Source organism: Lachnotalea glycerini, from assembly GCF_003201285.1.
In the GTDB taxonomy this organism is placed as follows: domain Bacteria; phylum Bacillota; class Clostridia; order Lachnospirales; family Lachnospiraceae; genus Lachnotalea; species Lachnotalea glycerini.
Genome location: NZ_QICS01000018.1, coordinates 38,292 through 59,408, shown reverse-complemented (window position 1 = coordinate 59,408; position 21,117 = coordinate 38,292). Strand labels below are relative to the sequence as shown.

At 30.0% G+C, this 21,117-nt stretch carries 19 protein-coding genes, 1 tRNA gene and 1 pseudogene; 8 read left to right on the top strand and 13 right to left on the bottom strand.

Annotated features, from left to right (window positions below; genetic code table 11):
• Window positions 1-319: 319 nt before the first annotated feature.
• From C8E03_RS20155 to dnaA, 13 genes and pseudogenes are all read right to left on the bottom strand, one after another.
• A tRNA-Ser gene (locus C8E03_RS20155) sits at window positions 320-408 on the bottom strand.
• Window positions 409-543: 135 nt separating this feature from the next.
• A complete protein-coding gene (locus C8E03_RS20150) occupies window positions 544-1,248 on the bottom strand; it encodes a lysophospholipid acyltransferase family protein (protein WP_110291957.1) in 705 nt (234 codons plus the stop codon).
• Between the two features lie 61 nt (window positions 1,249-1,309).
• The gene (locus C8E03_RS20145; RefSeq protein ID WP_110291956.1) at window positions 1,310-1,846 is read right to left on the bottom strand and encodes a Fe-S-containing hydro-lyase; all 537 of its coding nucleotides are present in this window, start codon (window positions 1,844-1,846) and stop codon (window positions 1,310-1,312) included.
• 51 nt (window positions 1,847-1,897) lie between these two features.
• Complete coding sequence (locus C8E03_RS20140; RefSeq protein WP_110291955.1) at window positions 1,898-2,743, bottom strand: fumarate hydratase; 846 nt, start codon at window positions 2,741-2,743, stop codon at window positions 1,898-1,900.
• Window positions 2,744-2,783: 40 nt separating this feature from the next.
• Window positions 2,784-4,379 (bottom strand): DUF6056 family protein, encoded by a 1,596-nt coding sequence (locus C8E03_RS20135; protein ID WP_110291954.1) that lies wholly within the window; start codon window positions 4,377-4,379, stop codon window positions 2,784-2,786.
• Between the two features lie 152 nt (window positions 4,380-4,531).
• Window positions 4,532-4,717, bottom strand: coding sequence for a BMC domain-containing protein (locus C8E03_RS20130; protein ID WP_278321204.1), 186 nt, complete (start codon window positions 4,715-4,717; stop codon window positions 4,532-4,534).
• A gap of 156 nt (window positions 4,718-4,873) precedes the next feature.
• Window positions 4,874-4,990, bottom strand: a pseudogene (locus C8E03_RS20125) (MerR family DNA-binding transcriptional regulator); the annotation flags it as partial.
• Between the two features lie 178 nt (window positions 4,991-5,168).
• Window positions 5,169-7,688 carry a DNA gyrase subunit A gene (gene gyrA, locus C8E03_RS20120; RefSeq protein WP_094378908.1) on the bottom strand — a complete coding sequence of 840 codons (2,520 nt, stop codon included), beginning with the start codon at window positions 7,686-7,688 and terminating at the stop codon, window positions 5,169-5,171.
• Between the two features lie 42 nt (window positions 7,689-7,730).
• On the bottom strand, window positions 7,731-9,647 hold the full coding sequence (gene gyrB, locus C8E03_RS20115) for a DNA topoisomerase (ATP-hydrolyzing) subunit B (RefSeq protein WP_094378910.1): 1,917 nt from the start codon (window positions 9,645-9,647) through the stop codon (window positions 7,731-7,733).
• A 68-nt stretch (window positions 9,648-9,715) separates the two neighbouring features.
• Window positions 9,716-10,801: a DNA replication/repair protein RecF gene (gene recF, locus C8E03_RS20110; protein WP_094378912.1), complete on the bottom strand. Its 1,086-nt coding sequence runs from the start codon at window positions 10,799-10,801 to the stop codon at window positions 9,716-9,718.
• 16 nt (window positions 10,802-10,817) lie between these two features.
• A complete protein-coding gene (locus tag C8E03_RS20105; RefSeq protein WP_094378914.1) occupies window positions 10,818-11,024 on the bottom strand; it encodes an RNA-binding S4 domain-containing protein in 207 nt (68 codons plus the stop codon).
• Between the two features lie 45 nt (window positions 11,025-11,069).
• A complete protein-coding gene (dnaN, locus tag C8E03_RS20100) occupies window positions 11,070-12,182 on the bottom strand; it encodes a DNA polymerase III subunit beta (protein ID WP_110291953.1) in 1,113 nt (370 codons plus the stop codon).
• Window positions 12,183-12,466: 284 nt separating this feature from the next.
• The gene (gene dnaA / locus C8E03_RS20095) at window positions 12,467-13,816 is read right to left on the bottom strand and encodes a chromosomal replication initiator protein DnaA (RefSeq protein ID WP_094378918.1); all 1,350 of its coding nucleotides are present in this window, start codon (window positions 13,814-13,816) and stop codon (window positions 12,467-12,469) included.
• A 529-nt stretch (window positions 13,817-14,345) separates the two neighbouring features.
• On the opposite strand from dnaA, the gene rpmH reads away from it, so the two are divergent.
• The 8 genes from rpmH (at window position 14,346) to rsmG (ending at window position 21,103) form a co-directional block, all read left to right on the top strand.
• Window positions 14,346-14,480, top strand: coding sequence for a 50S ribosomal protein L34 (gene rpmH, locus C8E03_RS20090; protein ID WP_094378920.1), 135 nt, complete (start codon window positions 14,346-14,348; stop codon window positions 14,478-14,480).
• 60 nt (window positions 14,481-14,540) lie between these two features.
• Window positions 14,541-14,879, top strand: coding sequence for a ribonuclease P protein component (gene rnpA / locus C8E03_RS20085; protein ID WP_094378924.1), 339 nt, complete (start codon window positions 14,541-14,543; stop codon window positions 14,877-14,879).
• Window positions 14,880-14,884: 5 nt separating this feature from the next.
• A complete protein-coding gene (gene yidD, locus C8E03_RS20080) occupies window positions 14,885-15,097 on the top strand; it encodes a membrane protein insertion efficiency factor YidD (protein WP_110291952.1) in 213 nt (70 codons plus the stop codon).
• Window positions 15,098-15,114: 17 nt separating this feature from the next.
• The gene (locus C8E03_RS20075; protein ID WP_110291951.1) at window positions 15,115-16,362 is read left to right on the top strand and encodes a YidC/Oxa1 family membrane protein insertase; all 1,248 of its coding nucleotides are present in this window, start codon (window positions 15,115-15,117) and stop codon (window positions 16,360-16,362) included.
• Window positions 16,363-16,375: 13 nt separating this feature from the next.
• On the top strand, window positions 16,376-16,996 hold the full coding sequence (gene jag, locus C8E03_RS20070; RefSeq protein WP_110291950.1) for an RNA-binding cell elongation regulator Jag/EloR: 621 nt from the start codon (window positions 16,376-16,378) through the stop codon (window positions 16,994-16,996).
• A gap of 79 nt (window positions 16,997-17,075) precedes the next feature.
• Entirely contained in the window at window positions 17,076-18,452 is a 1,377-nt protein-coding gene (gene mnmE, locus C8E03_RS20065) for a tRNA uridine-5-carboxymethylaminomethyl(34) synthesis GTPase MnmE (protein WP_110291949.1), read from the top strand.
• Entirely contained in the window at window positions 18,418-20,367 is a 1,950-nt protein-coding gene (mnmG, locus tag C8E03_RS20060) for a tRNA uridine-5-carboxymethylaminomethyl(34) synthesis enzyme MnmG (RefSeq protein WP_408609931.1), read from the top strand. Before mnmE ends, mnmG begins: the two co-directional genes overlap by 35 nt.
• Window positions 20,368-20,377: 10 nt before the next feature.
• A complete protein-coding gene (rsmG, locus tag C8E03_RS20055) occupies window positions 20,378-21,103 on the top strand; it encodes a 16S rRNA (guanine(527)-N(7))-methyltransferase RsmG (protein WP_110291947.1) in 726 nt (241 codons plus the stop codon).
• Window positions 21,104-21,117: the final 14 nt, after the last annotated feature.

Genomic DNA, 21,117 nt, shown 5'->3' with positions numbered 1-21,117 from the left:
TTTCTGATACTTTTTGTTCTGAAATCTCTTTTGGTTTTCTTCGAAAACCGTTGAATTTTCAAGGTTGTAATTACTGTTTAATTATCAAGGTTCTTGTTGTTGCTGTGTGACCTGCAACTTTTATATGATATCATATATTGCAACTGCTTGTCAACACTTTTTTTATTTTCTTTTTTATTTTCTCATCCATACTCAAGAGATAAAACAACGTGTGAAACTTTTTCTTCACACGCGCGAAACCACCGTCATATAGTGGAGTTACAGTATATCACTTAAATATCTGCTTGTCAACAACTTATTGTTAACTCATAAAAAAGAACGGAGAAAGAGGGATTTGAACCCTCGCGCCGCTATAAACGACCTATACCCTTAGCAGGGGCACCTCTTCAGCCACTTGAGTATTTCTCCATATTGCCTGAATCAATTACATATTTAATTTACGTCACTCGACGCAAAAATTATTATACTAAACGCATGATAGTTTGTCAATCAATTTTTGAAATTATTTGAAAAATAATTACTTTATTCTATAATTAATAAATATTATACAAAATGATTGATTTCTTCTTCTATTTTGTTTTTCACTAACTTTGCAATTTCCGTTGATTTCATATTTTTATACTCATCATAATAAATAGGTTTTAAATAATGTATTTGAACAGTTTGTTTTTTTATTGATGATGTATCAAATACTTTATAAGAATCAATTAACGCAACTGGAACAATAGGACATTTTGCATTCATTGCACTTTTAAAACTTCCACCTTTAAAATCTAATAAGACATTTTCTTTATTTCTGGTTCCTTCTGCAAAAATGATAAAATTTCTTCCTTGCATTACTTCCTCTGTCATTTGATTAATAACCTTTAAGGATTGTCTGACATCACTTCTATCAATCGCCTGTGCTCTTAAGGCTCTTATTATATGTCTAAGAAATATTACATTTAACACTTCCTTTTTCAAAACTACTGTGAATGGAAGTGGATGTGTTTCAAAGAATGCTAGCACGTCAAATAAACCTTGATGATTTGGAAACATAATATAACCAGTTTCATTTGGTAGATTTTCTAAGCCAAATGCTTGTATCTTTACTCTTCCTGAATGATTTGACTTTATGACTGCATGTTTTAGCAGCGCATAACGCTGTTCTTCCGTATATTTATCATTTTTCCCATAAATACATATTTTTATAAACCAATATGGTACACGATATATATTTAATAAAATCATTAAAATAATTCTTTTCATATATTGTCCAATCTATATTTAATAATATTTTCTATTCTGTTTTCAATATTAAATGAATGATTTAACTTATCACATTTTCGTATAAATTATTTCCTATAGAATCAATTACTACAATGACAGGAAAATCTTTAACTTCTAGTTCCCTGATAGCCTCTGTCCCCAAATCATCATATGCAATTACAGTTGATTTAACAATTCTTTTTGATAACAAAGCACCTGCCCCACCTACTGCTGCAAAATAAACTGCTTCATTTTTAATTATTGATTCAATTACTTCTTTTTGCCGTTTTCCTTTTCCTATCATACCCTTTAAACCTAAGTCTAATAATGAGGGTGTATATTTATCCATTCTGCTGCTGGTGGTTGGGCCTGCTGAACCAATTGGTCTTCCTTCTCTGGCAGGAGAAGGTCCCATATAATAAATAATATTATTTTTCATATTTATTGGAAGTAATTCTTTCTTTTCCAAAGCTTCATACATTCTTTTATGTGCAGCATCTCGCGCCGTATATATCTTACCTGTGATATATACGCAATCACCAGCTCTTAAATTCTTTGCATCTATATCACTAATCGGTGCCTTTATATATTTATTCATAATTTCCTCCATTTATAAAATATTGTAAAGATCAAAATTATATTTCTTTTATTAAATTTCTTCTATAATATGTCTGTTAACATGACAGCATATATTGATTGCTACCGGAAGTCCTGCAATGTGTGTTGGATATGTATTAATATTAACGGCCAATGCAGTTACCTTTCCGCCTAATCCACCAGGTCCGATACCTAATTGATTTATTTTGACTAATAATTCTTTTTCTAAATCTTTTACATACTCTATATCAGAATGCTTATTTGCTTCCCTAGTCAGTGCTTGCTTTGCCAATAATGCACATTTTTCAAAAGTTCCACCGATTCCCACACCAACTACCATTGGTGGACATGCATTTGGTCCTGCATCCTTTACTGCAGTTAAAACTGCACTTTTTACTCCTTCTATCCCATCTGAAGGTTTAAGCATAAACACTCGACTCATATTTTCACTTCCAAAACCTTTTGGTGCAACTGTAATTTTTACTTTATCTCCATCTACTATATTATAGTAGATAACAGCAGGTGTATTATCATTTGTATTCTCTCTTTCAATGGGATCCTTTACAACAGATTTCCTTAAATATCCTTCCTTATAACCTCTTCTTACGCCTTCATTGATAGCATCGTTAATATTTCCGCCTTCAAAATGAACCTCTTGTCCTACCTCTATAAATATAACTGCCATACCGGTATCCTGACAAATTGGAATCATCTCTTCTCCCGCTATTTTTAGATTTTCCTGAAGCTGATTTAAAATTTGCTTTCCTATAATGGATTCTTCTTCGTCTACTGCGGCTTTCATTATCTCATCCATATCCTGCGAAAGAAAATGATTCGCTTTTATACACATTTCTTTTATAATATTTGTTATTTCACTCACATTTATTGTTCTAATCATTTTTTCCTCCAGCTTTATTATATTCTATATCAATATATTTTTATTCAACCCAATTAAATTCTATATTTTGAGGAATATCATAATATTCACACATCCATATTTTCACAAATTCAAAACCATCTTCATATTGCATAATATTAGAGCATATTGTATTATTTAGTTTTTGAAGCGTTACACTTTTAACTTTTACTCCATTTTTAATTTTTTTAGCAGTATTTTTTAATTCTGTATCATTATTAATATGATAAGAACGGTTGATTTGATAACCATCTAAAATAACAGAATAGTTCTTATAGGAAAAAGGTACAATCAGCAATAACATAATCATTCCAAATACTATACCATACTTAATATTCTCTATAAAAGTGGTTGCTAAATCTGTAATAATACCAAAACTCAGTATAACAAACGGAACGTAGCACCTTATTGTAATACATGGTATAAATGCCATAGAAGCTATGGTACACATTGATGCCCAAAATAATATCAGCATAATTTGCTTCTTAACACTTAAATAGTAAATAGTAAGCTGAACTATTATGAAAGAAATATAAGTAAAAATAAGTAACATAACCAAATTTTTATTTAATTGATTTTCTAAAGCAGCGTATAATGGCATTTTTAAAAATAAAGATAAACATAAAATTATCATGTTAATTAATAAAAATAATATATTTAATATTTTACTTCCGTAATTTTTTATTATCATAATCATGCTAATCAATGCTAATGCCATGATATAAGCTGTCATAATATAAATAAATTTATAACCGAATACTTCTTTAAAAATACTGTCAACATTAGTCAATGTTCTTGCTATAAGAGGTGAATTGTAAAAATTAATTTGTTCATCCATCCTTTTGCTATTACCTGGTGCAAACACTACTAATAGAGTTCCAAGTATTGTTGAGGCAGTATTGATATAATCCCATAAATTTAATTTTTTTAGAATCAGATATTTATATATCATAAGAGAAGCTATCATAAAACTTAATGAAATTGCTACCTGTTCTTGAGAAAATGCGGCAATAAATAATATAAATGCAATTAAAATATTTTTAATATAAAACATTAAATTTTTCTCAGGTTTAAAATTATTATCACTTACTATTTGTCTATTTACTGTATTAGCATAAAAATAAACTCCGATTAAATAAGGCATAAATGGCATAACATAAATAACAGCTGAGGTATACCAATAAAAGGAATCTCTCAACATACCAATATGAATTAATCCGTATAAACTACATACTGCTATGGCTGTAAACCATTTGTTTTTAACAGGATAAATAGTAATTATTTTATATAAAAAGTACATAATTAAGGTTACTGTTAGAGCCATAGCTATCTGCATCACTATAACACCATTTTTTAGTAATAAGGCTTCCGTACCAAAACTTATTACTCTTCCACCCCAATCTATATAATAAAGATATAAAAATTTTATCAATTGTCGTAAATTATAATGAAGGCCGCGAACCCCCTCAATACTGTTACTATAACTTAAAGATGCAAAACCATAATCATCATAGCAAACAAACACATTTAAATACTGAATTAAGATTAATATAAAAAATATAAGAAACGAAACGATTGAGATATATTTTACTATATTCTCTTTAAAATAATTCTTCATAAATTCCTCCAAATCTCGTTATTTCACAATTCTTATCATATAATAAATAGATTATTTTATCAATGTTTAATTGCTAAATGAAGTGCTTTATCGTGCAGTAAATTATCTCATGAGATGAAAGGTTAAGTTTAAACGTGTGTTTGTCCTGCAAATCAGATGATTGACTTAAGCTGTAATAGAAAAGTTATATATATAAAAGGTATCTCAATTGGCTGACCTCCACCAACAAATTCTTTACCAATTAAAGTAACGTTTGCCGCTTTTACCATAGCATCCGCTGCCTCAATAGATCCAACTAACCCTTTTGTTTCAATCATTCCTAACGCATCAAATTTCATTTTCTTTTCCTCCTATAATATGATTTTCCTATATAATTTACGATAGAGAGCCTCAATATCCTCTGCTTTTGGTATTCTTGGGTCCTTCGCATGAATAAATAGCTTGTTGCATAATTCTTACTTGATTACATTTTCATAGCATTTTATCCTCAAAATTTCCTTACAAATCAAGTCTGGAGATATAACTCCTAATTTGTCATAAAAACGTAACGCTTTTGTTGAAATATTACAATTTTTACTAACTTCTCCTATTGAATATAGCCTATCCTCCATACAAACCTCCCCAATGTGTTACTCGATTTACATGTCATCTTATTCTTTTTTCAATTATATTAAGTATAAACCTTCCTGTATAGGGGAAGGTCAATATTGATTTTTATTGTAAAATATTGATTCACTATAAAAAAATGGTTCCCGCTTTTTATGCGTGAACCATTTTATTTTTTTAATTTTAATTATTTTTTTCTTCGTTCATTTCTTGATTTAATTCTTCTTCCAACTGTTTAATTACATCATCTTCGGTAATATTTAAATTTTCCCTTACCTTTGCAATACTAGCAACGGTAATATTATCATCCATATTAATTAATTTAACCCCTGAAGTAATTCTTCCTAAAACAGAAATATCAGAAACCATCAATTGTATAATAATACCTTCCGTTGTGATCATCATAATCTCATTATTATCGCTAACTGCCTTTACACCTATTACATTTCCTGTTTTTTCGGTAATTTTATAGCACTTAACTCCCTTACCACCTCTATATTGAACTGTAAATTCATCTAAATAAGTACGTTTACCTAATCCAAACTCTGAAACAATCAATAAAGAATCACCTTGTGTATTCAACTGCATTCCTATTACTTCATCACCATCTGAAAGATTCATTCCAATAACTCCCATAGAATTTCTACCAGTAGTTCTTACATCATTTTCGCTAAATCGAATACATTGACCATGTTTTGTAACAAGTATAATATCCTTTTCCTTATTTGTAGATTTTACTTCAATTAAATCATCATCTTCTCGTAAGTTAATTGCCTGTAAACCTGTTTTTCTAACATTTTGATATTCTGTTATATCTGTTTTCTTAACAATACCATTCTTAGTTGCCATAAATAAATAACGGCCTTTTTTGTATTCCTTAATTGGAATCACAGCAGTTATTTTTTCACCTGGTGTTATCTGAAGTAGATTAATAATTGCGGTTCCTCTTGCCGTTCTGCTTGACTCTGGTATTTCATAGGCCTTCAAACGATATACTTTTCCTTTATTTGTAAAGAACATAATGAAGTGATGTGTTGTCGTCATTAATAAATCTTCAATAAAATCTTCATCAATCGTCTGCATACCTTTTATACCTTTACCACCACGATGCTGACTCTTAAAATTATTAACCGTCATCCTCTTTATATATCCAAGGCTTGTCATTGCTATTACTGTATTTTCAATCGGAATTAAATCTTCCATTAAAATTTCACTTTCATCATAGCCAATCGCTGTTCTTCTTTCATCACCATATTTTTCTGCAATGATTAGAATTTCTTCTCTTATAACGCCTAAAAGCTTATTTTCATCTGCAAGAATTGCTTGTAATTCTGCAATTTTTTGCATTAATTCTTTATATTCTGCTTCAAGCTTTTCTCTTTCCAAGCCTGTTAATGCACGTAATCGCATATCAACGATAGCTTGTGACTGAACATCCGTTAATCCAAAGCGTTCAATTAATTTTTCTTTTGCATCTGAAACATTTTTTGAAGAACGTATGATATGAATCACTTCATCTATATTATCTAATGCAATTAATAAACCTTCTAAAATGTGAGCACGTTCTTGTGCCTTATTCAATTCATATTTTGTTCTTCTTGTTACTACTTCTTTTTGATGTAGTAAATAATAATTGAGCATTTCAAAAAGATTCAATACCCTTGGCTGATTATCAACAAGAGCAATCATAATAACACCAAATGTATCCTGAAGCTGTGTATGCTTATATAATTGATTCAATATTACATTTGCATTGACATCTCTTCTTAATTCAATACAAATTCTCATACCTGTTCGGTCAGATTCATCACGTAAATCTGTAATTCCGTCAATTTTTTTATCTCTAACAAGCTCAGCTATTTTTTCTATTAACCTTGCTTTATTAACCATGTAAGGTAATTCAGTTACAACAATTCTGTTTTTACCATTTTGCATTGGCTCTATATTGGTAACTGCTCTAACTCTAATTTTTCCTCTGCCGGTTCTATAAGCTTCTTCAATTCCATTTCTACCAAGAATAGTGGCACCGGTAGGAAAATCTGGTCCTTTTATAATTTCGATTAATTCATCAATATCTGTCTCTCTATTCTCTATTACCTGATTATCGATAAGCTTAACAACAGCTTGAATTACTTCTTTTATATTATGAGGTGGTATGTTTGTTGCCATTCCAACTGCAATACCAGTAGTTCCATTTACCAATAAATTAGGATATCTGGATGGTAAAACTACCGGCTCTCTCTCAGTCTCATCAAAGTTAGGAATAAAATCTACGGTATCTTTATTAATATCAGCAGTCATTTCCATAGAAATTTTACTTAAACGTGCTTCTGTATAACGCATTGCGGCAGCTCCGTCACCATCTACAGAACCAAAATTTCCATGTCCATCTACTAATGGATATCTGGTAGACCATTCCTGTGCCATATTAACTAAAGCACCGTAAATAGAACTATCTCCATGAGGATGATATTTACCCATTGTATCTCCGACAATACGCGCACATTTTCTGTGAGGCTTGTCTGGTCCATTGTTTAGTTCTATCATTGAATATAAAACTCTTCTTTGAACTGGCTTCAAACCATCTCTTACATCTGGTAATGCACGAGCCGCTATAACACTCATCGCATAATCAATGTAAGAATTTTCCATGGTTTTCTTTAAATCCACTTCATGAATCTTATCAAAAATATTGTCATCCATTTATGTTTCCTCCGTCTTATATAAAACATGAAAAATTTCTAATTAAATATCCAGATTTTTAACATATTTTGCATTTGCTTCAATAAACTCACGTCTTGGTTCTACCTTATCACCCATTAATGTAGTAAAGGTTAAATCAATTTCTGAAGATTCTTCTTCATCCAAAGTTACCCTTAAAAGTACTCTTCTTTCAGGATCCATAGTAGTTTCCCACAACTGTTCTGCATCCATTTCTCCAAGACCTTTATAACGCTGGATTTTATTATTATTATCTCTGCCTATTTCCAATAAAATTTTATTTAATTCATCGTCACTATAAGCATACCAAATTTTCTTACTTTTCTCTACTTTATATAAAGGAGGCTGTGCTAAATATACATGACCATCTTTAATTAAATCAGGCATAAAACGATATAAAAAGGTTAATAATAAAGTACTGATATGTGCTCCATCTACGTCGGCATCAGTCATAATAATTATTTTATGATATCTAAGCTTTGAAATATCGAAATCATCATGAATGCCAGTACCAAATGCAGTAATCATGGCTTTAATTTCTGCATTGGAATAAATTTTATCAAGTCGTGCTTTTTCTACATTAAGAATTTTACCTCTTAATGGAAGAATTGCCTGTGTATTTCTAGAACGTGCAGTTTTTGCGGAACCTCCGGCGGAATCTCCCTCAACGATATAAATTTCGCAGTTTTTAGGATCCTTATCAGAACAATCTGCAAGTTTACCAGGTAATGCCATTCCTTCCAATGCAGTTTTTCTTCTTGTCAAATCTCTGGCTTTTCTTGCAGCATCTCTGGCTCTTTGAGCTAAAATAGATTTTTCAAGAATTATTTTGGCAATTTGAGGATTTTGCTCTAAAAAGTAAGTAAGCTGCTCACTTACAATACCATCCACTGCCCCACGCGCTTCACTATTACCAAGCTTTTGCTTTGTTTGACCTTCAAACTGAGGGTTTTCAACTTTAATACTTACAATTGCTGTTAAACCTTCTCTAATATCCTCACCAGATAAATTTGATTCATTATCTTTTAATAACTTTGCACTTCTTGCATAATCATTAAAGGTTTTAGTCAAAGCATTTCTAAAACCTGCTAAATGAGTTCCGCCTTCCGGTGTATTGATATTATTAACAAAGCTGTATGCACTTTCTGTATAAGAATCATTATGCTGCATTGCTACTTCAACATATACATTATCTTTCGTTCCTTCACAGTAAATAATATCGGGGTATAGCTCTGTTTTACTTTTATTTAAGTATGAAACAAATTCTTTAATTCCGCCTTCGTAATGAAATTCTTTTACTTTTTGCGGTTCTTCTCTATCGTCTCTCAATATAATTTTTAAATTTTTAGTTAAAAACGCCATTTCTCGAAGTCTGGTTTTAAGAATTTCAAAATCATAAACAGTTTCTTCAAAAATCTCTTTATCTGGTAGAAAAATAACCATAGTACCTGTTTTTTCTGACTCACATTCACCAATTACTTCTAACTTGTTCTTAACATGACCACGTTCATATCTTTGTTTATATATTTTACCATCACTATAGATGGTTACTTCGAGCCACTCTGAAAGAGCATTAACTACTGATGCACCAACTCCATGAAGTCCACCAGATACCTTATAGCCTCCACCACCGAATTTTCCGCCAGCATGAAGTATTGTAAAAACAACTTCAACAGCAGGAATACCAGCTTTATGATTAATTCCAACAGGAATACCACGACCATTATCAATAACTGTAATGGAATTATCTTTATTGATTGCCACATCAATTGTATTACAAAAACCTGCAAGTGCTTCATCTACTGCATTATCTACAATTTCATAAACTAAATGATGAAGTCCTCTTGTTGATGTACTGCCAATATACATTCCCGGTCTTTTCCTTACGGCTTCAAGCCCCTCTAATATCTGTATTTGATCTGCTCCGTACTCAGCACTCATGCTAAACTCCTTTCCTAGCGCTATAAAACGCCAATTGAATAAATAATATTTAATATTTATTCAAAATACTAATTTTCTATTATGACTGTACCATCATTAACTTTATATATTTTATCAATGCTAAAGCGATTATTAATAAACTCCTCTAAACCGGTACAGGTTATTAATGTCTGTATATCATAAATACTGTTTAATAAATAGTTTTGCCTATTAGAATCAAGTTCAGACAAAACGTCGTCTAATAATAAAATTGGTTTATCATCAATTAAATTCTTTACAAGTTCTATTTCTGACAGCTTTAATGATAATGCTGCTGTTCTTTGCTGACCCTGTGAACCATATTTTCTAATATCAATATCTTTTACTAAAAAATTCAAATCATCTCTATGAGGACCAACCGTAGTGGTCTTTAATTTAATATCTTTTGAAATATTTTGTTCCAGTTTATTCAAAAAAAATTCAGCACTGACATTTTGCTCATATTTAATAAAAAGTTCTTCACTTCCACCTGTCAAATTACTATGAATTTTAAAGATAATTTGATTGATTTGCTCAATAAATAATCTACGTCTTTCTATTATTTTAACTCCATAATTAACTAATTGTAAATTCCAAACAGAAAGAGTATCCTTTAGTTCACTTTGATATGGTAAATCTCTTAGTAGTTTATTTCTTTGATTAATTATTTTATTATAATTCGTCAAGTTATATAGATATACCTTATCTAGTTGACATAACTCTAAATCAATAAATCTTCTTCTTTCAGACGGACCATTTTTTATTATATTTAAGTCCTCCGGTGAAAAAAATACAAAATTAACAATACCAAAAAGATCGCTCGCTTTCTTTATTGGTATTCCATTGATTGCGATACCTTTTGTTTTATTTTTTCTGAGATGCATATCAATTTTATATTCAATACTATTTTTAGAAATAATTGTCCTAATGTGAGATTCATCATTATGAAACTTAATAATTTCTCTATCCTTACTTCCTTTATGTGACTTTGTTGTACCACATAAATAAACAGCCTCTAAAATATTTGTTTTTCCCTGTGCATTGTCACCATAGATTATATTTGTTCCATCACTAAAACAAATATCTAACTCATTATAATTTCGAAAATTCTCAAGTTTTATTGATTGAATAATCATTTTACACCAACTTAATTTAAGCTTTAATTGTTATCTCTTCTCCGGCATAGATAACAACATCTCCTTCACGAAGCTTCTTACCTCTTTGATATTCTACATTGCCATTAACTTTAACAAGACCGTCCGCAATTACGTCTTTTGCCATAAATCCGGATTCTACAAGTCCGGCAGCTTTTAAAGCTTGACCAAGTTTAATATATTCATCTCTCAATACAATTTCCATAATACCACCTTCTAGTTATGTTAACATAACTATTTAAAATAATTTTTAATTTGTTACTGAATTAAAATTTACAGGTAAAATTAAATATGTATACTTTTCTTCAGTGTCCTTAATAAAACAAGGTGCTTTTGGATTTACAAAGTAAATATCAATATCTTCATCATCAATTACCCTTAATGCATCAATTAAAAATTTAGGATTAAATCCGATTAATATATCTTTTCCTTCCTTCGTAATATTAATATCTTCATTCATAGAACCAATAAAAGAATTAATTTTCAGCTCCATTCTTCCATCTGTTATATTTATAATAATAGGTTTTTTGTCACCTTCTTTCACAAGAAGAGTTGCTCTGTCGATGGAGTTTAATAGTTCTTTTTTATTGATTCGTACCTTAGTTTCATAATCATTGGTTAGCATTTGTTCAATTTTAAAATATTCACCTTCTATTAGTCTGGATACAACTGTTGAAGCTTCAAATTCAAATACAATGTGCTTATCTGTAAAGAATAATTTTACCTCTGTATTTAAATCTCCATTTAATATTTTACTGATTTCTATTAAAGTTTTACCAGGGACAATTACTTTTTTATTATCATAAATATCTTTTAGTTTAATATTTCGAATTGATATTCTATGACCATCCAAGGATACTACTTTAAATTCTTCTCCCTGTACATCAATAAGTTCTCCAGTCATTAATTTATTATTGTCATTATCTGCAATAGAAAATATGGTTTGTCGTATAATTTCTTTTAAAGTAAATTGAGATATTGAAATAAAATAATCTTTCTCTATATAAGGTAAATATGAAAAATCTTCTCCTGATTTACCTATAATATTAAATTTAGCTTTTTCACATGTAATAATAGTTTTTAATGATGAATCAGTTTCTATTGTTACATCACTATCAGGAAGTTTTCTTACTATTTCAGTAAATATTTTGGCATCAAGTGCAATGATACCTTTTTCTTTAATATCGCCACTAATTTTTGTTTCAATTCCTAATTCCATATCATTTGCTGTAAGCTTAATTTCATTTGTTGAAGAATCTATTAGAATGCATTCGAGTATTGCCATTGTAGTTTTAGAAGGTACTGCCTTTGATACAATATTTACACCATGTAATAAATCTGATTTGGTACATACTATTTTCATTGTGTGAATAACTCCTCTCTGGATTTTGTATTAAATAATTAATAAGTAAATTAGTAGTCTTAATAATAGGGGGTGTTAATAAGTGAATAACCATTAAAGTGTTAAGATTAATCATAAGGTCAGATACTTAATAACTATGTTTAAAACGATATAATATAAAAGGTATAAAAAGAATAGTATTAACAGTGATTTAAAATATATATAAATATAAACACATATTTAACAGGTTATAAACAAAAAATGTGAATAACTCTTTTAAATTGTTTATAATGATCTTTAAAAATTCAATTAGGGTTAATTTTTTTCTTAATTATGTCAATGACATTGCTAAGTGCTTCATTTGTTTTGATTTCATTAGAAATTTTATCTGCGCCGTGAATAACTGTAGTATGATCCTTTTTACCAAGGTAACCTCCAATTGCCTTTAATGGAGTACTTGTCATTTCTCGGCAAAGGTACATTGCTACCTGTCTTGGTAATACAATTTCAGCATTACGTTTTGTAGATGATAGATCAGTTGAAGATATATTATAATGTTCTGCAACTGTGCTAATAATTAATTGAGGTGTTATTTCTTTTGGGGCATCTGGTGAGATTATGTCTTGTAGAGCCTTTTCCGCAAGGTCTAAATTAATTTCCTTTTTTTCTAATTTAGCACATGCGATTAATTTATTTAATGCTCCTTCAAGCTCTCTAATATTTGATTTGATGTTATTAGCAATATATTTTATTACTTCATCATCAATATTATAGCCATCAAGTTCTTCTTTTTTTCTAAGAATAGCCATACGTGTTTCATAATCTGGAGATGATATATCAGCAATAAGACCCCATTCAAATCGTGAACGAAGTCTGGCTTCAAGAGTTTCCATATCCTTAGGAGGTTTATCACTAGAGAGAATAATTTGTTTTTTAGCACCGTGTAAATCATTGAACGTATGGAAAAATTCTTCCTGTGTACTTTCCTTACCAATAATAAATTGAACGTCATCAATTAGAAGAACATCAATGCTTCTGTATTTTTCTCTGAATTTACTCATTGCAGTATTATTTCCATTACGTATTGCTTCAATTAGTTCATTTGTAAAAAATTCACTTGTTACATACAATACTTTTGTTTCTGGCTTTTGATTTAATACAAAATGTGCAATAGAATGCATTAAATGAGTTTTACCTAGTCCAACTCCTCCATATAAAAAGAGTGGATTATATACTTCTCCCGGAGATTCGGCAACTGCTAATGAAGCAGCATGAGCAAAACTGTTGTTACCACCAACAACAAATGTGTCAAATGTATATCGAGGGTTAAGATTAGCCTTTTCAATATTTTGATTGATTGTAGGAACTATGTGTGACTTTGGTTCACTCTTTTCAATATTTTTTTCCAATATAAATTCTATTTCATACTCAAAACCTGTAATTTCAGCAATTGCTACTTTGAGTGGCAATGAATATTTGTTATTAATATAGGAAAGAGCAGCATTTTCTAATGGCACAACAATAACAACTGTATTGTTCATAACAGCATGTACACGTAATGGCAAAAGCCATGTTTTAAATGAAATGTCGGTAAGTTCGTGCTCTTGACGTACTTGATTTAAAATATCTTCCCATTTTTCAACTATTAAATCCATTTCTAATCTCCCTAACCTTGTGAAGTAAAATATCTCTACTCTATCTTAAACTAAAATAAACAATTTATCAATCCAAAAAAATATAAGTAACATTAATTCACATTTGGTAAACATGTTTTTAACATCAAAAATGGGATTTATGTTTAAATATGGATAAGTTAATCAACATTGTCAACATGCATAAAATCAACAAAAATTTATATTTAAGACAAGTTATTCACAAAATAAGAAAAAGTTATCCACAGGTTATACACATTATGTGGATAAATATTATGTAAATCATATGTGCAAAAAGTGGTATGTGTAAAATAGTATTTAGAAAAAAATATTAAAAAATATTACTAATTACTTGACGCAGAAGTCTTTATTGCATATAATTAGAATGATGTTTTTTAACATGAATACAATTATGTATACCTTATATTATAAAGAAGTTCATTTTTGATCAATGAATTTCAAAATTGATTATAGAAATTTTATTTCTATAAACTATAGATATAGGTTATTAATCGAAGGAGGTGCCTTAGATATGAAGATGACATTCCAACCTAAAAAAAGACAAAGATCTAAAGTTCATGGTTTTAGAGCTAGAATGAGTACTCCAGGCGGAAGAAAAGTATTAGCAGCAAGACGTGCAAAAGGAAGAAAAAAATTATCAGCGTAGGCCGCATATATGTGGCCTTTTCTTCTATCTGTAATATCTATGGATTGGATTGAGAAAAGAATGAAATTTTCTGAAAGCTTAAAAAGTAATAAAGATTTTCAGTTAGTATATAAAAATGGAAATTCATATGCTAACAAACATTTGGTTATGTATATTTTAAATAATAATATGGACAAGAATAGAATTGGTATATCAGCTAGCAAAAAAGTAGGCAATAGTGTAGTAAGACACAGGTTAGCAAGGTTAGTAAGAGAGAGCTACAGATTAAAGGAAGAAGATTTTAATTCGGGATTTGATATAGTAATTGTAGTTAGGGTAGCAGCAAAAGATAAAACTTTTAGAGACATGCAAAGTTCTTTATTACATTTGGGTAAGCTTCACAATATTGTAAAGAGATGATTAGAATGAAAAAAATATTAATTGGATTAATAAAATTGTATAAGAAATATTTGTCACCATTACAAATGTATAATCATTGTATCTATACTCCAACATGTTCCCAATATGGAATAGAAGCAATTGAAAAGTATGGTGCGTTAAAGGGGACTTTTTTAACATGCAAAAGAATATTAAGATGTAATCCGTTTGCAAAAGGCGGTTATGATCCTGTCCCATAGTATAAGGAGGATATTAAGTGATTGGTATATTGGCAACTCAAAGTAGTACACCTATTATAGGTGATGTAGCTAGAGCACTTGGATGGCTCATGAATGCTATATTTGTTTTTTTAAGTAATACGTTTCATATTGAAAATATAGGTTTATGTATTATACTTTTTACATTTATTGTATATACATTAATGATTCCACTAACAATAAAGCAGCAAAAGTTTTCTAAACTTTCTGCAAAAATGAATCCAGAAATTCAAGCAATTCAAAAGAAGTATAAGGGTAAACAAGACCAACAGTCAATGATGGCAATGAATGAGGAAACAAAGGCCGTTCACCAAAAATATGGAACATCTCCTACGGGTGGGTGTTTACAATTAATCATTCAAATGCCTATTTTGTTTGCATTGTATCGTGTAATTTATAATATTCCGGCATATGTTAGTAGTGTTAAGAGTACTTATGACGCACTTGTAACAGGAATTATGTCTACATCAGGTTATCAGGCAATTATGGAATCGATTGGTACAGGCAAGCAAATCAGTCCTGATAAATATGATTATACCCAAGTAAATACACTTATAGATGTTTTATATAAATTTAATACATCTGATTGGAATAATTTAATTGAAAAATTTCCAAATCTATCATCAGTTATAACTGAAACAGCAGATAAAATGTCTCATATGAACAGTTTTTTGGGTGGAATTAATATTTCGGATGCACCAATTACTAATATAATGTCAATTGCAATTTTAGTTCCTATTTTGTCAGGATTAACGCAATGGCTTAATGTTAAGCTTATGCCGCAGCCAGAACAGGCAGTAAATGCAGAAGAAAATCCAATGGCAAATTCTATGAAAACAATGAATCTTATGATGCCAATTATGTCCGCTGTAATGGCTGTTACATTGCCTATTGGTTTGGGTCTATACTGGATTGCAGGTGCAGTATTTAGATGTATTCAGCAGGTTACCATTAATAAATATATGGATAAAGTTGATATTGATGATTTGATTAAAAAAAATCTTGAAAAAGCTAATAAAAAAAGAGATAAGCAGGGGCTTCCTCAGATTTCAGCCTCTGCTAAAACAAATGTTAAGAATATAGAAGCACCTGTTAAAAATAAGCTGATTAAAAAAGAAGAAGTTAAGCAGGCAGAAATAAAGGCTTCTAATGAATATTATAATAAGGGGAAGGGTAAAAGAAAACCGGGAAGTATTAGAGAAAAGGCCAATATGGTAAAACAGTTCAATGAGAAAAATACGAAATAAGGGGGTAATTAAAATGGATTACATCAAGATTTCCGCTAAAACAGTTGAAGATGCAATTACAGAAGCATTAATTAAACTTGAGTCTACTAGTGATATGATAGAATATGAAGTGATTGAAAAAGGTAGTTCAGGATTTTTAGGCTTTAATAGTAAACCAGCTGTGATAAAGGCAAGAAAAAAATTTACAATGGAAGATCACGTAAGAGAATTTTTAAATAATGTTTTTGATGCAATGAATATAAGTGTGGAAATAATAACTAATCTTGATGAAGTGAATAATAATTTGGATATTGAATTAAAGGGTGAAGAAATGGGTGTTCTAATTGGTAAAAGAGGACAAACTCTCGATTCACTTCAATATTTAATAAGTTTAGTAGCTAATAAAAATAGTGATAATTATTTAAGAGTTAAATTAGATACAGAAAATTATAGAAAAAGAAGAAAAGAAACTTTAGAAAATTTGGCTCATAATATATCTTATAAGGTCAAACGAACAAAACGTCCGGTTTCATTAGAGCCAATGAATCCTTATGAAAGAAGAGTCATTCATTCAGCTTTACAAAATGATAAATATGTTGTTACGCATAGTGAAGGTGAGGAACCTTATAGACGAGTAGTGGTTACATTAAAATAATTAATGAAAATGGGGACAGTCAATTGACTGTTCCTATTAGTATGTTTGGAAAGTTAAAATCTTAAATGGAGGCAATCATATGAAGCAGGATACAATTGCTGCAATTGCAACCGCAATGAGTAATTCTGGTATAGGAATTGTGCGAATTAGCGGAGAGGATGCAATTTCTATCGTTGATAAAGTATATAAATCAAAAAAAGAGAATAAAAAATTAGCTTATGTTGATTCACATACAATTCATTATGGATACATCTATGATCATAATGAATTAATAGATGAAGTAATGGTATTGATTATGAAGGGACCAAATAGTTATACAAAAGAAGATAGTGTTGAAATAGACTGTCATGGCGGTATTTTAGTAGTGCAAAGAGTTTTAGAAATTGTGATAAAAAATGGAGCAAGATGTGCAGAGCCTGGTGAATTTACGAAAAGAGCTTTTTTAAATGGAAGAATTGATTTATCCCAGGCTGAGGCGGTAATTGATATTATTAATTCGAAAAATAATTTTGCCTTAAAAAATTCTCTCAGCCAATTAAAAGGTGTTATACATGATAAAATTAAAGATATCAGAGAAAAATTAATTTATCATATAGCATTTATTGAAGCTGCGTTGGATGATCCTGAACATATCAGTTTAGAAGGTTATAATGAGCAGCTTATTAAGACGGTTAATGAAATTATATCCAATTTAGAAATTATATTAGTAAAAGCAGATGATGGTAAAATATTAAAAGAAGGCATTAAAACAGTAATTATTGGTAAACCAAATGTAGGAAAATCATCACTATTAAATTATTTAGTTGGAGAAGAAAAGGCAATTGTTACTAATATTGCAGGAACGACAAGAGATATAATTGAAGAAAACATAAATTTAAATGGATTAAGTTTAAATATTATTGATACAGCAGGAATTAGAAAAACAGAAGATATTGTTGAAAAAATAGGAGTGGAAAAAGCAATCCAAAATGCAAGTGATGCTGATTTAATTATATATATTGTAGATTCTTCTACTAAACTTGATGAAAATGATGAACAAATATTAGAATTGTTAAAGGATAAAAAAGCAATCATACTTTTAAATAAAACAGATTTAAATATTGTTACTTCAGAAGAAATAATTAGAAAAAAAACGGATTGTATTGTAATACCAGTTTCAATAAAGGAAAAAAACGGTGTTGAATTATTACAAGCCAGCATTAAAAAAATGTTTATGAAGGGTAATATAGAATATAATGATGAAATCTATATTACAAATATTCGTCAAAAATCGTTAATATCAGAAGCTTTTGAGAGCTTAAAATTAGTAAAAAATAGTATTAATGAAAATATGCCGGAGGATTTTTATTCCATTGATTTAATGGATGCATATGATAAATTAGGTCAGGTTATTGGAGAGTCGATGGAAGATGATTTAGTAAATCAGATATTCAGTAAGTTTTGTATGGGAAAATAATGTACCTGCAAAGGAAGAAGGAGAAATTAAAATGTCAGCATTAATAGAAAATTATGATGTTGCAGTCATTGGAGCAGGACATGCAGGCTGTGAGGCAGCATTGGCTAGTGCAAGATTAGGTCTTGAAACAATTATATTTACAGTCAGTGTTGAAAGTATTGCGCTTATGCCATGTAATCCAAATATTGGAGGAAGCTCAAAAGGTCATTTGGTTAGAGAAATTGACGCCTTAGGCGGTGAAATGGGAAAGAATATAGATAAAACTTTTATACAGTCTAAAATGTTGAATAAATCTAAAGGCCCGGCAGTTCATTCTCTTCGTGCTCAGGCTGATAAAGCACAATATAGCAGAAGAATGAGACAGGTACTTGAAAATACTAATCATTTAACAATTAAGCAGGCAGAAGTAACAGAGATTGTTGTACAAGATAACAAGATTACAGGAGTTAAAACTTTTTCGGGAGCATTATATCAATGTAAAGCGGCTATTTTGTGTACGGGAACATATTTAAGGTCTAGATGTTTATATGGTGAGGTAATAAATTATACAGGACCAAATGGATTACAAGCTGCAAATTATTTATCAGAATCTCTGAAAAAAAATGGTATTGAAATGTTTCGTTTTAAGACTGGTACACCTGCAAGAATTGATAAACGTTCTATTGATTTTAGTAAAATGCAGGAGCAATATGGAGATGAGAGAGTTATTCCTTTTTCTTTTACTACCAATCCAGATGATGTACAAATTAAGCAGGAATCTTGTTGGCTGACTTATACAAATGAGGAAACACATAACATTATTAGAAAAAATTTAAATCGTTCTCCTTTGTATGCAGGTGTAATAGAAGGCACAGGACCAAGGTATTGTCCATCGATTGAAGATAAGGTTGTTAAGTTTGCAGATAAGAATCGACATCAGGTATTTCTGGAACCGGAAGGACTTTATACGAATGAAATGTACGTAGGTGGTATGTCAAGTTCGCTTCCGGAAGATGTCCAGCATAACATGTATCATAGTGTACCGGGATTAGAAAATGCTAAAATTGTTAAAAATGCATATGCTATTGAGTATGATTGTATTAATCCAAGACAGCTAAATCCTACTTTGGAATTTAAAAATATAGAAGGCTTATTCAGTGGGGGACAGTTTAATGGAAGCTCAGGATATGAAGAGGCGGCAGCTCAAGGTTTAGTAGCAGGCATTAATGCAGCTTGTAAGCTTCTTAAAAGAGAAATGCTGGTGTTAGACCGTTCACAGGCATATATTGGTGTATTGATAGATGATCTTGTGACAAAGGAAAATAAAGAACCTTATCGTATGATGACTTCACGGGCAGAATATAGGCTTTTATTAAGGCAGGATAATGCTATTTTTCGGTTATCTGAGATAGGACATAGAGTTGGTTTAATTAGTGATGAGCAGTTTAACCGAGTTTTGGATTTGGAACATGAAATTGAGATGGAAATTAAAAGACTTGAAAATACTTTTGTAGGTACAACTAAAGAAGTACAGGATTTATTAGAAAAATATCAAAGTACATTAATAAATTCCGGCGTTGATTTGGCTGAATTAGTAAAAAGACCTGAATTGTCTTATGACTTAATAGCTCCCATTGATAAAAGCAGAGTTTTATTAGATGAAAAAGTTACTGAACAGGTTAACATAATTATTAAATATGATGGGTATATTAAAAGGCAGTTAAAGCAGGTGGAACAATTTAAAAAGATAGAAAATAAAAAGATACCAGATGGTTTTGATTTTAAAGAAATAAATGGTTTAAGAATAGAAGCAAAGCAAAAATTAGATTTATTTAAGCCAGTTTCAATTGGCCAAGCCTCTCGTATATCGGGGGTTACTCCAGCAGATATATCTGTATTGCTTGTGTATTTAGAACAGCTTAAATATCGAAATTAGAGAGGATTAAATGGAAAATTATAATATAGAACTGTTTAGAGAAGGTTTGAGTAATTTAAAAATATCCTTATCAGAGGAACAAATTAGTCAATTTATTACGTATTATGAGATGCTGATAGAGTGGAATAAGGTTATGAATCTTACTACAATAACTGAATTTAATGAAGTTATCAGGAAGCATTTTATTGATAGTTTATCCATTGTTAAGGCTATGAATATGAATGAATCAATCAAAATAATTGATATAGGTACAGGTGCTGGGTTTCCAGGAATTCCTTTAAAAATAGCATTTCCAAAATTAGAAATTGTTCTATTAGATTCATTAAAAAAAAGAGTTAATTTTTTAAATGAAGTAATAGAAAAACTTAAACTTAATAAAATATATACGATACATGGAAGAGCTGAGGATTTTTCACGAGATAGTAATTATAGGGAGAAATTTGATTTATGTGTTTCTAGGGCAGTAGCTAATCTTTCTTCATTATCGGAATATTGTATTCCTTATATTAAAATAAACGGAAAATTTATTTCATATAAATCGGGAAAGATTGAAGAGGAGCTAAAAGCATCTAATAAGGCAGTACAGATATTAGGTGGTAAAATAGAGGAACAGGTTATGTTTCAATTGCCAGATACAGATATAGAAAGAGCATTTGTTATTATTAATAAGTATAAGACAACACCTAATCTATATCCGAGGAAAGCAGGAATGCCGACAAAAAATCCGATTATATAATAAAAATAGAAAGG

Excerpts from the sequence above, each read along its gene's own strand:
- C8E03_RS20150 (WP_110291957.1), bottom strand. The coding sequence starts at position 1,248 with ATGAAAAGAATTATTTTAATGATTTTATTAAATATATATCGTGTACCA.
- jag (WP_110291950.1), top strand. The coding sequence starts at position 16,376 with ATGGATTACATCAAGATTTCCGCTAAAACAGTTGAAGATGCAATTACA.
- dnaA (WP_094378918.1), bottom strand. The coding sequence starts at position 13,816 with ATGGATTTAATAGTTGAAAAATGGGAAGATATTTTAAATCAAGTACGT.
- rnpA (WP_094378924.1), top strand. The coding sequence starts at position 14,541 with ATGAAATTTTCTGAAAGCTTAAAAAGTAATAAAGATTTTCAGTTAGTA.
- C8E03_RS20130 (WP_278321204.1), bottom strand. The coding sequence starts at position 4,717 with ATGAAATTTGATGCGTTAGGAATGATTGAAACAAAAGGGTTAGTTGGA.
- mnmE (WP_110291949.1), top strand. The coding sequence starts at position 17,076 with ATGAAGCAGGATACAATTGCTGCAATTGCAACCGCAATGAGTAATTCT.
- recF (WP_094378912.1), bottom strand. The coding sequence starts at position 10,801 with ATGATTATTCAATCAATAAAACTTGAGAATTTTCGAAATTATAATGAG.
- gyrA (WP_094378908.1), bottom strand. The coding sequence starts at position 7,688 with ATGGATGACAATATTTTTGATAAGATTCATGAAGTGGATTTAAAGAAA.
- rsmG (WP_110291947.1), top strand. The coding sequence starts at position 20,378 with ATGGAAAATTATAATATAGAACTGTTTAGAGAAGGTTTGAGTAATTTA.
- yidD (WP_110291952.1), top strand. The coding sequence starts at position 14,885 with ATGAAAAAAATATTAATTGGATTAATAAAATTGTATAAGAAATATTTG.
- C8E03_RS20135 (WP_110291954.1), bottom strand. The coding sequence starts at position 4,379 with ATGAAGAATTATTTTAAAGAGAATATAGTAAAATATATCTCAATCGTT.
- C8E03_RS20140 (WP_110291955.1), bottom strand. The coding sequence starts at position 2,743 with ATGATTAGAACAATAAATGTGAGTGAAATAACAAATATTATAAAAGAA.
- dnaN (WP_110291953.1), bottom strand. The coding sequence starts at position 12,182 with ATGAAAATAGTATGTACCAAATCAGATTTATTACATGGTGTAAATATT.
- C8E03_RS20105 (WP_094378914.1), bottom strand. The coding sequence starts at position 11,024 with ATGGAAATTGTATTGAGAGATGAATATATTAAACTTGGTCAAGCTTTA.
- C8E03_RS20145 (WP_110291956.1), bottom strand. The coding sequence starts at position 1,846 with ATGAATAAATATATAAAGGCACCGATTAGTGATATAGATGCAAAGAAT.
- rpmH (WP_094378920.1), top strand. The coding sequence starts at position 14,346 with ATGAAGATGACATTCCAACCTAAAAAAAGACAAAGATCTAAAGTTCAT.
- gyrB (WP_094378910.1), bottom strand. The coding sequence starts at position 9,647 with ATGAGTGCTGAGTACGGAGCAGATCAAATACAGATATTAGAGGGGCTT.